The 13,810-nt window shown below is 70.8% G+C and carries 15 protein-coding genes; 3 read left to right on the top strand and 12 right to left on the bottom strand.

Features of this window, described 5'->3' with window-relative positions; genetic code table 11:
• The first annotated feature begins 98 nt into the window (after positions 1-98).
• Entirely contained in the window at positions 99-1,136 is a 1,038-nt protein-coding gene (locus Q0C38_RS12455) for a histone deacetylase family protein (RefSeq protein WP_291297423.1), read from the top strand.
• On the opposite strand, the gene Q0C38_RS12450 is transcribed toward Q0C38_RS12455, so the two are convergent.
• From Q0C38_RS12450 to Q0C38_RS12420, 7 genes are read right to left on the bottom strand one after another with little or no spacing between them, the layout of a single operon-like run.
• A complete protein-coding gene (locus tag Q0C38_RS12450; protein ID WP_291297422.1) occupies positions 1,137-2,183 on the bottom strand; it encodes a low specificity L-threonine aldolase in 1,047 nt (348 codons plus the stop codon). It lies immediately after the preceding gene.
• A gap of 25 nt (positions 2,184-2,208) precedes the next feature.
• A complete protein-coding gene (locus Q0C38_RS12445; RefSeq protein ID WP_291297421.1) occupies positions 2,209-2,874 on the bottom strand; it encodes a histidine phosphotransferase family protein in 666 nt (221 codons plus the stop codon).
• A gap of 42 nt (positions 2,875-2,916) precedes the next feature.
• Entirely contained in the window at positions 2,917-4,125 is a 1,209-nt protein-coding gene (gene glp / locus Q0C38_RS12440) for a gephyrin-like molybdotransferase Glp (protein ID WP_291297420.1), read from the bottom strand.
• Positions 4,122-4,655: a cyclic pyranopterin monophosphate synthase MoaC gene (gene moaC / locus Q0C38_RS12435; RefSeq protein WP_291297520.1), complete on the bottom strand. Its 534-nt coding sequence runs from the start codon at positions 4,653-4,655 to the stop codon at positions 4,122-4,124. The genes glp and moaC overlap by 4 nt, the downstream gene beginning before the upstream one ends.
• A 9-nt stretch (positions 4,656-4,664) precedes the next feature.
• Positions 4,665-5,450 carry an indole-3-glycerol phosphate synthase TrpC gene (gene trpC, locus Q0C38_RS12430; RefSeq protein ID WP_408870027.1) on the bottom strand — a complete coding sequence of 262 codons (786 nt, stop codon included), beginning with the start codon at positions 5,448-5,450 and terminating at the stop codon, positions 4,665-4,667.
• Positions 5,451-5,482: 32 nt separating this feature from the next.
• On the bottom strand, positions 5,483-6,532 hold the full coding sequence (gene trpD / locus Q0C38_RS12425) for an anthranilate phosphoribosyltransferase (RefSeq protein ID WP_291297418.1): 1,050 nt from the start codon (positions 6,530-6,532) through the stop codon (positions 5,483-5,485).
• Entirely contained in the window at positions 6,529-7,125 is a 597-nt protein-coding gene (locus tag Q0C38_RS12420; protein WP_291297417.1) for an aminodeoxychorismate/anthranilate synthase component II, read from the bottom strand. Before Q0C38_RS12420 ends, trpD begins: the two co-directional genes overlap by 4 nt.
• Positions 7,126-7,235: 110 nt before the next feature.
• Between Q0C38_RS12420 and Q0C38_RS12415 the strand changes: the two genes are divergently transcribed.
• Together Q0C38_RS12415 and Q0C38_RS12410 are read left to right on the top strand one after the other, a co-directional pair.
• A complete protein-coding gene (locus tag Q0C38_RS12415; protein ID WP_291297416.1) occupies positions 7,236-8,159 on the top strand; it encodes a divergent polysaccharide deacetylase family protein in 924 nt (307 codons plus the stop codon).
• 56 nt (positions 8,160-8,215) lie between these two features.
• Complete coding sequence (locus tag Q0C38_RS12410; protein ID WP_291297415.1) at positions 8,216-9,406, top strand: amidase; 1,191 nt, start codon at positions 8,216-8,218, stop codon at positions 9,404-9,406.
• A gap of 4 nt (positions 9,407-9,410) precedes the next feature.
• On the opposite strand, the gene Q0C38_RS12405 is transcribed toward Q0C38_RS12410, so the two are convergent.
• The 5 genes from Q0C38_RS12405 to Q0C38_RS12385 all read right to left on the bottom strand — a co-directional run.
• On the bottom strand, positions 9,411-10,037 hold the full coding sequence (locus Q0C38_RS12405) for a glutathione S-transferase family protein (RefSeq protein ID WP_291297414.1): 627 nt from the start codon (positions 10,035-10,037) through the stop codon (positions 9,411-9,413).
• Between the two features lie 58 nt (positions 10,038-10,095).
• Positions 10,096-10,572 carry a type II toxin-antitoxin system RatA family toxin gene (locus Q0C38_RS12400; protein WP_291297413.1) on the bottom strand — a complete coding sequence of 159 codons (477 nt, stop codon included), beginning with the start codon at positions 10,570-10,572 and terminating at the stop codon, positions 10,096-10,098.
• 55 nt (positions 10,573-10,627) lie between these two features.
• Entirely contained in the window at positions 10,628-11,611 is a 984-nt protein-coding gene (gene lipA, locus Q0C38_RS12395) for a lipoyl synthase (RefSeq protein ID WP_291297412.1), read from the bottom strand.
• A 4-nt stretch (positions 11,612-11,615) separates the two neighbouring features.
• On the bottom strand, positions 11,616-13,013 hold the full coding sequence (gene lpdA / locus Q0C38_RS12390) for a dihydrolipoyl dehydrogenase (protein ID WP_291297411.1): 1,398 nt from the start codon (positions 13,011-13,013) through the stop codon (positions 11,616-11,618).
• 30 nt (positions 13,014-13,043) lie between these two features.
• Positions 13,044-13,810: 2-oxo acid dehydrogenase subunit E2 (locus Q0C38_RS12385; RefSeq protein ID WP_291297410.1), on the bottom strand; the 767-nt coding region annotated here is incomplete at its 5' end.

Raw genomic sequence — 13,810 nt, 5'->3', positions numbered from 1 at the left:
GTTGTTCAACGTCCCTGTTGGCGGGAAGGCTATCGCGCGCGACGATGCCACCGCAAGCCAGGGCGCCCGCCCCGGCAGAACGAGGGGCCTTTTGCACGATGCGCGTGTTCTATCAGGCGGACCAGTTGCGCCACGATCCGCAGTTCTTCCTCATGCGCGGCAGGGTGGTGCCCTGCTTCGAGGTGCCCCAGCGCGCAACCGCGCTGCTGGCGGGGGCCGAGGCGCTGGGGCTTGCGATCGTCACCGCGCCGGTCACGGAACCGAAGCTGCTGGGACGCGTGCACACGCCCGACTATCTCGCCTTCCTGCGCGATGGCTGGCGCGAATGGGCGGCCCTGCCCCAGCCGGGGCCCGAGATCGTCCCCAACATCCACCCGACGCCCGAGATGATCGCCCAAGGTGGCCGCGTCGGCACCGGGATCGTTTCGCAGGCGGGCTGGTACACCGCCGACACGGCCTGCGCGATCGGCGAGCCGACCTGGGCCTCGGCCATCGCCGCCGCTGCCTGTGCCGATGCCGCTGCCGCCGAGGTGGCGGCGGGCGCCCGGTCCGCCTACGCGCTCTGCCGCCCACCAGGCCACCATGCCTATGCCGGCCGCGCGGGCGGGCACTGCTTCCTCAACAACAGCGCGCTTGCGGCCGCGCATCTCCGTCAGGCGGGTGCCGCGCGCGTTGCCGTGCTCGACATCGACAGCCATCACGGCAACGGCACGCAGGGAATTTTCTGGGATCGGAACGACGTGCTGACCGTCAGCGTCCACGGCGATCCGAACTTCTACTATCCCTGGTATGTCGGGCATGGGGAGGAGATCGGCGGGGCCGGCGCGGAGGGCTGCAACCTTAACCACCCCCTGCCCCGCGGTGCCGGCGACGGCCCGTGGCTTGCCGCGATCGAGAGCGGATGCGCCGCGATCCGCCGCTTCGGGGCCGATGCCCTGGTCCTCGCACTCGGCTTCGACGCCTCGGCCGACGAGCCGCTCGGCTTCCTCGACGTCAGCGATGACGGGTTCGCGCGTGCGGGCGCGCTCGCCGCGGGCCTGGGCCTGCCGACGGTGATCGTGCAGGAGGGCGGCTACGCCGTCGCCTCCCTGCCCCGCCTGCTCGGGCGGTTCATGGGAGGCTTCGGAGGCGGATAGTCACGCCGCCTTCCGCGCGCGCGTGACCACACGCTCGGCCATATCAAGCGCGGTGCGGATATCGGCCTCCGAGATGTCGAGATGGGTGCAGGCGCGCACGCGCATCGGCCCCTGCGCGCCCATCCGCACGCCCTCTGCCTCGATCGCGCGCGAGAACGCCTCCGCCGTCATGCCGGTGCCGCTCACGTCGAAGAACACCAGGTTCGTCTCCGGCGTCTCTGCCGTGATGCCGGGCAGCTGGCCGAGGCCGGTGGCGAGCATCGTCGCGTTGGCGTGATCCTCCGCCAGCCGCTCGACGTTGTGGTCGAGCGCGTAGAGGCAGCCGGCCGCGCAGATCCCACCCTGGCGCATGGCCCCACCCATGCGCTGCTTCCAGCGCCAGGCCTCGGTGATCATGTCGCGCGAGCCGCACAGCACCGCGCCGAGCGGCGCGCCGAGGCCCTTGGTGAAGTCGAGCCAGGCGGTGTCGAAGCCAGCGGCATGCTGCTTCGCCGCGATGCCGGAGGCGACGACGGCGTTCATCAGCCGCGCGCCGTCGAGATGCGTGGCAAGCCCGTGCCGCTTCGCCGCCGCGGCAACCGCGTCCAGCTGCGCGACAGGCCAGACCGACCCACCACCCATGTTGGCGGTCTGCTCCGCCGTCATCAGCTTCGTGTTCGGCGAATAGCGGTTGCGGAAGCGCACGCCGGCTTCCACCATCTCGGGCGTGAACTGGCCACGCACGGAGGGAAGCGGGCTGACCAGCACGCCCGCAAGCGCCGCAGGCGCGCCACCCTCGTAGGCGAGGATGTGGCAGTCGGATGCGCCGATCACCTCGTCGCCCGGCCGGCAATGCACGAGAACCGCCACCTCGTTGCACATCGTGCCTGACGGCATGAAGACGGCGGCTTCCTTGCCCATCAGGTCGGCCATGCGCTCGCACAGTGCGTTCACCGAGGGATCCTCGCCGCGCTGCTCGTCGCCCACCTCGGCGGCGGCGATCGCGGCCCGCATCGCGGCCGTGGGCTTCGTCTGGGTGTCGGAGTAGAGGTTGATCAGCCCGCGCATCGCCATGGTCCTTCCAGGTGTTCGTTCAGCCGCGCGCGAACCGCAGCAGCGGCACGCCAGCGCCCATCAGCAACGACGGGGTGTAGCCCGCCTCGCGCGCGAGCAGCACCGCCATCGGCCCCATCAGCTCGCGCGAGCCGCCGGCGATCGCGGCGGCAACGGGGTCAGCCCCGCCCAGCACAGTGGTCAGCGATGGCGGCCAGGCGGCGTTGGTTCCGGCGACGGCGAAGGCAACGTCCTCCGTCCCGCCGTGACAGGCGATCGTACCGCCACGCTTCAGCGCCTCGCCCGCCACCATCAGCGCGGCGAGCACCGCCCGCCCCGAGGCCGGGTCGAACACCGTTGCGGGCGCAAGCCCGGCGAGGTTGAGCTCGGCCCTGCCGCCGCCGACCACGCCGCCGGCGAGCCGCGCGATGTCCTGCGCCACGAGCGGCGTGGTCGATGCGGTGAAGATGGCGCGCTGCAGATGGATCCGGGCGGCGATCGCCTCCGCCCCCTCGCGCATCATCGCCATTGCTTCGCCGCCGCCGCCGGCCGCGTTGCCCGCCTCGGCCTCGAGGCGCGACAGCTCGGCCGCATTGCCGACGATCGAAAGCGGGCCGCTGACATCGTGGCAGAGCCGCGCGGCGATGATCTCGGCGAACCGCAAGGCTGCGTCCGCCGCAGCCGCACTCGCCCCGTTGGCCGTCATGCCATCCCCCAACCCTCAGGCGTGAAGCGCCCGCAACCCCGGCTAGATGTCTCTCCCGCCGAGCACGATCACGTCAACCACTTCCCCTTGCGCAACCGCTGGCGCGTTCGGCGCGCGCAGGATCAGCGCGTCAGCAGCGGCCAGGATCGCCATCTGCGAACTGTCCTGCCGCGCCGCCGGCGTTGCCACCAGGTCGCCCTCCCCGTCACGCGCAAGGCTGGCGCGGAGATGATCGGCGCGATGGTCATTGGCCGGCAGCGCCCCGCCGGCCCGCGCGCGGATCGTCGCCGGCGCCTCGCCCGGAAGGCCGAGCAGGCGCTCGATCGCCGGCACGAGGAACAGGATGGCGCACACCGTCGCCGACACGGGGTTGCCGGGAAGCCCGATGAGGGCTGCCTCGCCAACCCGGCCGAACATGAAGGGCTTGCCCGGGCGCATCGCGATCTTCCAGAAATCGAGCGACAAGCCGAGGGGTTCGAGCGCCGGCCGCACCAGGTCATGCGCGCCGACGGACGCGCCGCCGGAGGTGACGATGAGATCAGCCCCGCGCGCGGCGCCAACAGCGGCCCCGATCGCGGCGGGATCGTCCGGTGCCACGGGCAGCGTCACCGGGTCGCCGCCGGCTGCGCGCACGATCGCATCAAGGACAAAGCTGTTGGAGGAGACGACGCCGCCCGCGGGCACCGGGTCCCCCGGCAGGGCGATCTCGTCGCCGGTTGCGAGGATCGCGACGCGCGGGCGACGGCGGACGGTGAGCCAGGCATGCCCAGCCGAGGCGGCGATGCCGACATCGCGCGCCGTCAACCGCCTCGGGGGCGCCAGCAGAATGGCTCCCGCCGCGAAGTCACCGGCGCGCGGGCGGATATGGGCTCCCGTGCGCGGGACGATTCGGATCTCGACGGCGTCATCGCCCTCGTCCGTGTCCTCCTGGATCACCACCGTGTCGGCGCCGCCGGGGAGCACGCTGCCGGTGAAGAGGCGAACTGCCTCGCCCGGTGCGAGCGCTCCAACGAAGGGATGGCCAGCGGGCGCGCTCCCCACGACGCGCAGCTGGGTGGGGGCGGCCGTGCAATCGGCCGCGCGCACGGCGTAGCCATCCATCGCCGACACGTCCGTCCCCGGCTTGTCCATCCGCGCGGTGACGGGGGCTGCGAGAACGCGCTGCCAGGCAGCGGCGAGCGAGACCGTTTCGGTGCCGAGCGGCGACAGGGCGGCGAGGATGCGCTCGCGCGCCGCATCGACCGAGATCACGGCGCGGCGCCACCGGAAGGGGCATCCCCGCCCGCCGCAGGCGCATCCCCGCCCGCCGCAGGCGCGTCCCACCTGCCACTGCGGCCGCCGGATTTGTGGGCAAGGCCGATGCCCTCGATCCGCATGCCGCGGTCGATCGCCTTGCACATGTCATAGACGGTCAGCGCCGCGACCGAGACGGCCGTCAACGCCTCCATCTCCACACCCGTTCGCCCCGTCACCTTCACGGTCGCGGTGATGCGCACTGTGTCGTCGCCCTCGGGCGCGAGCGTAAGCGTGACGGAGGCAAGCGGCAGCGGATGGCAGAGGGGGATCAGGTCAGCCGTGCGCTTGGCCGCCATGATGCCGGCGAGCTGGGCGACGGCGAGAACGTCACCCTTGGCGATGCCACGGTCACGGATCGCTGTGAGCGTCGCGGGCGCCATCACCACGCGGCCTTCGGCGATGGCAACGCGCGCCGTCACGTCCTTGGCCGACACATCCACCATCACGGCGTTGCCGGCAGCGTCGAAATGCGTCAGCCCCGACATCGGTTCCACTCAGGCCAGCAGCGCGCGCGTCGCGGCGGCGACATCGGCCTGGCGCATCAGGCTCTCGCCGACGAGGAACACCCGCGCGCCCGCCGCCTCCATGCGCGCGAGATCAGCGGGTGTGGCAAGCCCGCTCTCCGCCACCATGATGCGGTCAGCCGGCACGCGGGGGGCCAGCCGTTCCGTCGTCGCAAGATCGGTCTTGAGCGTGCGCAGGTCGCGGTTGTTGATGCCGAGCAGCGGCGTGCGGAGCCTGAGCGCGCGGTCGAGCTCCCTCTCGTCATGCACCTCGACCAGCACGTCCATGCCGAGATCGACAGCGAGCGTCTCGAGGGCCACGGCATCGGCATCCGACAGGCAGGCCATGATGAGCAGGATCGCATCCGCCCCCATCGCGCGCGCCTCGAGCACCTGCCAGGGATCGAGCATGAAGTCCTTGCGCAGCGCCGGCATCGGCACCGCGTCGCGGGCAGCGACGAGGTACTCGGGCGCGCCCTGGAAGAACGGACGGTCGGTCAGCACCGAGAGGCAGGTGGCACCACCGGCCTCGTAGGCGCGCGCGAGCGTTGCGGCATCGAAATCGGCGCGGATGAGGCCGGCGGAGGGAGAGGCCTTCTTGATCTCGGCGATCAGCCCGTAGCGGGTCGCGGCGGCCGCGCGCAGCGCCGCGGTGAAGCCTCGCGGCGGCGGTGCCGCCAGCGCCTCGCGCTCGAGCAGGCCGGCGGGCCGTGCCGCCTTCAGCGGCGCGAGATCGGCCAGCGTGCGGGCGCAGATCCGCGCGAGCGCATCGGGGATCGCAGAGGGGGGCGTGCGTTCGGCGACGTCATTCATCGGTCAGTTCCCGTGGTGATCCGCACGAGGTCATCGAGGGCGGCAGCAGCAGCACCGCTGTCGATCGCGCGCGCGGCGATCACGGCCCCCTCGCGCAGGTCGACGGCACGGCCGGCGATCATGAGCGAGGCAGCGGCGTTCAGCAGCACGGCGTTGCGGTAGGGCCCGTCCATGCCGCCGAGCACAGCGCGCAGCGCCTCGGCATTCTCCGCCGCATCGCCGCCCTTCAGCGCGGCGGGGTTGCCGAGCGGCAGGCCGGCATCCTCTGGCGTGATGGTGAACTCGCGCACAGCACCTTCCTCCCATGCGGCGACATGGGAGGGGCCGGTGATGGTGAGTTCGTCGAGCCCGTCGGAGCCATGCACGACCCACGCACGCTCTGCCCCGAGACGGCCCAGCGTCTCGGCGAGCGGCCGCACCCAGCGCTTGGCGAACACGCCCATCAGCTGGCGCGTCACGCCCGCGGGGTTCGAGAGCGGCCCGAGCAGGTTGAAGATCGTGCGCGTGCCAAGCTCGACCCTGGGGCCGGCGACGTGGCGCATCGCCGCGTGGTGGCGCGGGGCGAGCAGGAAGGCGACGCGCGCCTCCGCCATCGCCTGCTCGATCACGGGAAAAGGCGCATCGAGGTTCACGCCCAGCGCGCCGAGGACATCGGCGGCACCCGAGCGCGAGGAGACAGCGCGGTTGCCGTGCTTGGCGACCGCCACGCCCGCACCGGCGACGACGAAGGCAACGGCGGTGGAGATGTTCAGCGTGCCCGCCGCATCGCCGCCCGTGCCGCAGACATCGATCGCGCCCTCGGGCGCCGTCACGCGGCCCATGCGCGCGCGCATCGCCCGCGCGGCCCCCGTGATCTCCGCCACCGTCTCGCCGCGGACGCGGAGCGCCATGAGGAAGCCGGCGATCTGCGCGGGCGTTGCCTCGCCGGCCATCAGCAGGTCGAAGGCGGCCTCTGCCTCGGCCTCGGTCAGCGCCGCGCCGTCGGCAAGCCGCGCAATGACCGGCTTGAGGGTGCGGCCAGCTGCCTCGGCGGCGATCGCGTTCATGCCGGAACGGGGACCCTGTTCTGCCTGCGCGCCAGCGCCATGAAGTTCCGCAGGATCGTGTGCCCGTGCTCGGAGGCGATGCTCTCGGGGTGGAACTGAACGCCGTAGAGCGGCAGCGTCGCGTGGCGAAGCGCCATCACCAGCCCCTCGGCGTTCATGGCCGTCGGCACCAGCGCATCGGGCATCGTCTCCCGATCGACCACCAGCGAGTGATAGCGCGTGGCGCGGAACCCGTTCGGCACGCCCTCGAAGAGGTCGGTGCCGCCATGCTCGACCGTGTCGACCTTGCCGTGCCACGGCGTCGGCGCGCGCACCACCTTGCCGCCGAAGGCCTGGCCGATCGCCTGGTGGCCAAGGCACACGCCGAGGATCGGCACCTTTCCCGCCCCTTCGCGGATGACATCGAGGCAGATGCCGGCACGGTCGGGGTCGCACGGACCCGGGCTCAGCACGATGGCATCGGGCCGGCGCGCCAGGGCTTCGGCTGCCGTCAGCGCATCGTTGCGCACAACCTCCACTTCCTCGCCGATATCGCCGAGGAAGTGGAACAGGTTGAAGGTGAAGCTGTCGTAGTTGTCGATGAGCAGGATCATGGTCGCCGCAGGATGCGCGGCGGGCCCGCGGGGGTCAACGCCGCCGTCCCGGCGGGGAGTCTTTCCAATTTCCTGGCCTCCTTCGGAGTCGATCCGGCATCACACTTGCGATGCGGAAACGGGGACATCGGAGGCGGATCGAGGCGCTGGCCACGGCGCTGCCGCAGCGCTTTGCCGCGCTGGCCCGACGGGCCGGGCTGCTCACCCTGCTCGGCGCTTTTTTCGCCTATCCGGGCGCTCTTGCGGCCGATGCGGTACTCGTCGCGCTGTTCGTGCCGGACGAGCCGGGCTTCACCCCGGCCTCCCTCCCCGTCCCCCGCCCCGCGCAGCACGCCTCGGTCGCGATCGTGATCGACGACATGGGCCTCAACCGGCGCTTGAGCGAGCGCACCATCCGGCTTCCCGCGACGCTGACCCTCGCCTACCTGCCCTACGCGCCCGACCTCGGCGGCCAGACGCGGGCGGCGACCGCGGCGGGCCACGAGGTGATCCTGCACATGCCGATGGAGCCCTTGGGGAACCACGATCCTGGCCCCGACGCGCTCCGCCCCTCGCTGCCGGCGGAGGAGAACCTGCGCCGCCTCCGCGCCGCGCTGGCCGCGGTGCCGGTGGCGGTCGGGGTGAACAACCACATGGGCAGCCGCTTCACCGAGGATGCCGCCGCACTCGCCCCCATCCTCGCCGAGATCGGCGCGCGCGGCCTCTATTTCCTCGACAGCCGCACGTCCCCCCGCAGCCTCGCCTTCACCACCGCCCAGGGCCTCGGCCTTCCCACCCTCGGGCGCGACGTGTTCCTCGACGACAGCGACGTGCCGGAGGCGATCGCGCGGCAGATCGCGGCGATCGAGGCACGCGCGCGGCGGACCGGCAGCGTGATCGCGATCGGCCATCCGCGCGAGGCGACGCTCGCTGCCCTCGAGGCCTGGACGATGGAGGCGGAGGCGCGCGGCTTCCGCACCATCGCGCTGTCCGCCAGGCTGCCCGGGCACCGCGCGGCCCAGCGCCAGGGGTGGTCGCTGGGGGGTGGGCGCTAGCATCTGGCGGCAGCGCCGCTAGAGTGCGCGCCGCAACTGGTGGGGGAGTGTTTCCGATGAGCGAGCCGAGCGATCCTGTTGGTGCCTTCATGCCGGGGCCGCGCATCACCCTGGCCGGCGCCGGCTCAGGCCCCCTCGCCGGCCTCACCTTCGGATTGAAGGACCTCTACGACGTCGCGGGCCATGTCTCGACCTTCGGCAACCCCGATTGGGGGCGAACGCACGCGCCCGCCGCCATCACCGCCCCCTGCGTGACGATGCTGACGGAGGCCGGCGCGACGATGGTGGGCAAGACCGTCACGGTCGAGCTCGCCGCAGGGCTGACGGGCGAGAACCTCTGGTACGGGATGCCGACCAACCCCGCGGCGCCTGATCGCGTGCCCGGCGGTTCCTCATCCGGCTCGGCGGCCGGCCTCGCGGCGGGGCTGTTCGACTTCGCGATGGGCTCCGACACGGCGGGCAGCGTGCGCATCCCGGCGAGCTATTGCGGCGTCTATGGCATCCGCCCGACCTGGGGGCTGGTGAATGCCTGCGGCGTCCTGCCGCTCGGCCCGAGCTTCGATACGGTGGGCTGGTTCGCGCGCGAGGCCTCTCTGCTGCGCCGCGTGGGCGAGGTGCTGTTGCCGCTCGACGCCTCGCGGTCGCTCGGCGGACTGCTCAAGGTCGAGGAAGCGTGGATGAACGCCGAGCCTGCCGTCGCCACGGCACTCAGGCCCGCGCTCGAGACGCTCGAGGCGCATTTCGGCCGGGCGATGCAGGTCGAAGTCGCGGTCGAGGGCTTGCATGCCTTCTTCGATGCGTTCCGCGCCTGCAACAACGAGGAGAACCTCTCCTCCCTCGGCGCCTGGGTGTATTCGACCAAGCCGAAGCTCTCCCCCACTGTGCAGGGCAGGTTCGATACGGCCCCACACCAGCCTGCGGCCAAGTCGGCGTGGGCGCGGCATCTGCGCGCGTCGGCAGGTGCCCGCATCCGTACCCTGCTCGGCGGCGGCGGCGTGATGGTGTTCCCGACCTCGCCGCTGATCCCGCCGAAGCGCGACGTCGGCGCGGACGAGATCCAGCACCTGCGCGAGAGGACGATCGGCGTCACCTCGATCAGCGGGTTCTCGGGCGCACCGGAGGTGACGCTGCCGGTCGCGCGCGTGTCGGGCGCACCTGTCGGGCTCTCGCTTGTCGCCGCACCCGGATCGGATCGCGCGCTGCTGGCCTTCGCCGAGCAGGCTGCCTCGGTTCTGGGGCTGTCCTGAGCGACTATCGCGGCCCGAAATGCCGGTGGTAGGCCTCTGCCACCGGTGGATGGGTCGCAACGGCGTGGGTGATCGCGGCGATGGTCGGGCAATGCGCATCCACCCACGCACCCGGCCCGTTCGACCAGCGCGACATCACCGCCACCTGGGCATCGAGAACGCCGAAGCGCTCGCCCGTGGCGAAGGGCGCGGGTTTCAGCGCGGCATCGAGGAGTGACCAGATGCGGCGTGTCTCGGCCATCGCGCGCGCGCCAACGCCGGCGGGGTCATCTGCGAATCGGGCGGGATAATCCCAGCGCGTGACGGCGGGGTAGAGCTCGGCTGCCAGCAGCACCATCCAGCGCAGCGCCTCTGCCCGCGCTGGCGAGAAGATGGGGGGCATCAGCCCGGCATCGGGATGGGCCTCGGCGACAACCAGCGCGCAGGCGAGGCTCTCGGTCACCACCGTGCCATCGGGCAGCAGCATCGCCGGCAGCCGGCCCATCGGGTTGATGGCGCGATAGGCCTCGCCCAGCTGCGTATCGCCCTCGAGCGGGACGCGGCGGAATTCGAACGCGACACCGGCCGCGGCGAGACAGAGCTCGACGATCGCGCTGCCGCTGCGGCGGTCACCGTAAATCACGTATCCCATGAGTGGAGTCTCGCGCCCGCCGTCGCCGTGGTCCACACGCAAAACGGTGAGAGCGCGATCAGCCCGTCGGGCTTGGCGCCGGCGGGGCGGAAGGAGCGGGCGAGGTCGGGCCATAGACGCGCCTGGCCCGGCGCTCGAAGGCAGCGACCATCACGCGCACCGCCTCGTTGAACACCACGCCGATGGCAGCCTGGAGGATGCGGCTCTTGAACTCGAAATCGACGTAGAAATCGACTGTCGTTCCATGGGCTTCGGGCACGAACTTCCAGTGATTGTTGAGGTACCGGAAGGGCCCCTCCTCATAGCGCACATGGATATGGCCCGGCCGGTCGAGTGCGACGTGGCTGGTAAACCGCTCGCGGAACACCTTGAAGCCGATCACGAGGTCAGCCACCAGGTGGGTGTCGGACTTCTCGCGGATGCGCGCGCCGACGCACCACGGCAGGAACTCAGGGTAACGGCCAACATCGGCGACCAGGTCGAAAAGCTGGTCGGGCCGGTAGGGCATGAAGGTCTTTTGCGCGTGTGTCGGCATCGCAATCTAATCTAGGCACATGAAGGGTGAAGGAAAGCGGAAAGCTGCGTTGCGCTCAGCGCGCCCGCGCCGCCATTGCCCCCACCTGCGCCTCGCGGGCCGCGCGCAGCGCCGCGAAGTCGCTGTCGGCGTGGTAGGAGCTGCGCGTCAGCGGGCTCGCGGCCACCATGGCGAAGCCCTTGCCGCGGGCGACCGCGCCGTACTCGGCGAACTCCTCCGGCGTGACGAAGCGCGCCACAGCCGCGTGCTTCACCGTCGGCTGGAGGTACTGGCCGAGGGTGAGGAAATCGACATCCGCGGCGCGAAGATCGTCCATCACCTGCATCAGCTCCGCCCGCTCCTCGCCAAGGCCGACCATGAGGCCTGACTTGGTGAAGATCGACGCGTCCATCTCCTTCACCCGCGACAGCAGGCGCAGCGACACGAAATAGCGCGCACCGGGGCGGATGGAGGGGTAGAGGCGCGGCACCGTCTCGAGGTTGTGGTTGAACACGTCAGGCCGCGCGGCCACCACGGTCTCGATCGCGCCGTCGCCTTTCCGGAGGAAATCGGGCGTCAGGATCTCGATGGTGGTGCCGGGCGTCGCCGCCCGGATGGCGCGGATCACGGCGGCGAAGTGTTCCGCCCCGCCATCGGCGAGGTCGTCACGATCGACCGAGGTGATCACGACGTGGCGAAGCCCCATCTGCGCCACCGCATCGGCCACGCGCGTGGGCTCGGTGGCATCGAGGGGGTTGGGCATGCCGGTGGCGACATTGCAGAAGCTGCACGCGCGCGTGCAGGTGTCGCCCATGATCATCATCGTCGCGTGGCGCTGTGACCAGCACTCGCCGATGTTCGGGCACGCCGCCTCCTCGCAGACGGTGACGAGGCCCTTCTCGCGGATCAGCGCGCGCGTCTCGACATAGATCGGGTGCGTCGGCGCCTTCACCCTGATCCAGGCGGGTTTCCGCTGGATCGGGTTGTCGGGCCTGTTCGCCTTCTCGGGGTGCCGCTCGGCGGCACTTCTCCGGTGGTCGATCTCGATGCGCGTGCTCATGGGATCAGATGTGGATCACCCGGCCATAGGCATCAAGGACGCTCTCGTGCATCGCCTCCGACAGCGTCGGGTGCGGGAACACGGTGTGCATCAGTTCCGCTTCCGTGAGCTCGGCCGTGCGTGCGATGGCGTAGCCCTGGATCATCTCCGTCACCTCAGGCCCCACCATGTGGGCGCCGAGGAGCTCGCCCGTCTTCGCGTCGAAGATGGTCTTGATCAGCCCCTCCGGCTCGCCCATCGCGATGGCCTTGCCGTTGCCGATGAAGGGGAAGCGCCCCACCCGAAGCTCATGCCCCTTGGCCTTCGCCGCGGCTTCGGTGAGGCCGACGCTCGCCACCTGCGGGCGGCAATAGGTGCAGCCGGGAATGTTCGTCGGGTCGATCGCGTGCGGGTGGAGGCCGGCGATCGCCTCGACGCAGACCACGCCTTCGTGCGAGGCCTTGTGCGCGAGCCAGGGCGGGCCGGTGAGGTCGCCGATGGCGTACACGCCAGGCTCACCGGTGCGGCTGTAGCCGTCGGTCACCACATGCGTGCGCTCGACCTTCACCTTCGTGCCCTCGAGGCCGAGGTTCTCCACGTTGCCGACGATGCCGACGGCGCTGATCACCACCTCGACCACGATCTCGGTGACCTTGCCGCCCTTCTCCTCGACCGTCACGGTCGCGCCAGAACTGGTCTTGGCGACCTTCTTCACCGAGGCGCCGGTGAGCACCGTCATCCCCTGCTTCACGAAGGCCTTGTGCGCGAAGGCGGAGATCTCCTCGTCCTCCACCGGCAGCACACGGTCCATCACCTCGACCACGGTCACCTTCGCACCCATGTTCGCGTAGAAGGACGCGAACTCGATGCCGATCGCACCCGAGCCGATCACGAGCAGCGATTTCGGCATGGCGGCTGGCACCATCGCCTCGCGATAGGTCCAGATCGTCTTGCCGTCGGGCTCGATGCCGGGCAGCACGCGGGCGCGGGCCCCGGTGGCCAGGATGATGTGCGGCGCGGTGAGTGACGCGACGTCCTTGCCGTCCTTCGTGACGCGCACGGTGCGTGGCCCGGCGAGACCGCCGTGGCCGTCGAGCACCGTGACCTTGTTCTTCTTCAGCAGGTGCTTCACGCCGCCCGAGAGCTGGTTCGCCACGCCGCGCGAGCGCTTGATCACCTTCTGGAAATCGAAGCGCGGATTGTCGGCAGCGAACCCGTAGGCATCGAGGCTGTGCAGCAGGTGGTTGATCTCGGAGGTCCGCAGCAGCGCCTTCGTGGGGATGCAGCCCCAGTTGAGACAGATGCCGCCGAGATGCTCGCGCTCGACGAGCGCCACCTTCATCTTGAGCTGCGAGGCGCGGATGGCCGCGACATAGCCGCCGGGCCCGCCACCCACCACGATCAGGTCATACGCGTCAGCCATGCTGTCTTCCCCCGGTTGCCGTGGCCACGCTCAGAGCATGATTTGCAGCGGGTCCTCAATAATGCTCTTGAACACGCCGAGCCACTCGGCGGCCAGCGCGCCGTCGATCACGCGGTGGTCGACGCTGATCGTCACCGTCATCACCGTTGCAATCGCGAGCGCGCCGTCCTTCACCACCGGCCGCTGCTCGCCAGCGCTCACGGCCAGGATCGCTGCCTGGGGCGGGTTGATGATGGCGGCGAAATCCTTCACCCCCAGCATGCCCATGTTGCTGATCGAGAACGATCCGCCCTGGAATTCCTCGGGCTTCAGCTTGCCGGCCTTGGCGCGCGCGGCGAGGTCCTTCATCTCGGCCGAGATCGCCGCCAGGCCCTTCTGGTCGGCGTGGCGGATGATCGGCGTGATCAGCCCATCGGGGATCGAGACGGCGACCGAGATGTCCACGTCGTCGTAGTGGACCATGCCCTCATCGGTCCATGACGCGTTGACGGTCGGCATGCGGCGGAGTGCGAGCGCGGTCGCCTTGATGACCAGGTCGTTCACCGAGAGCTTGAACGCGCCCGACCCCTCCTTCGGCGACTTGGCGTTGAGCGCGGCGCGGAGCTTCATCAGCGCGTCGAGCTCGACATCTCGCGTCGCGTAGAAATGCGGCACGGTCGCCTTGCTCTCGCTGAGGCGGCGGGCGATCACCTTCCGCATCGTCGAATGCGGAACGACCTTGTGCGGGGCGGTGATGGGGGCGGCCGGCGCGGCCGGCTTCGGCGCCGGTGCGGCCGGCGCTGCGGCAGGCGCGGGCG

Source organism: Elioraea sp., from assembly GCF_022842375.1.
Lineage (GTDB): Bacteria > Pseudomonadota > Alphaproteobacteria > Acetobacterales > Acetobacteraceae > Elioraea_A.
This window is presented reverse-complemented; position numbering and strand designations above follow the sequence as displayed.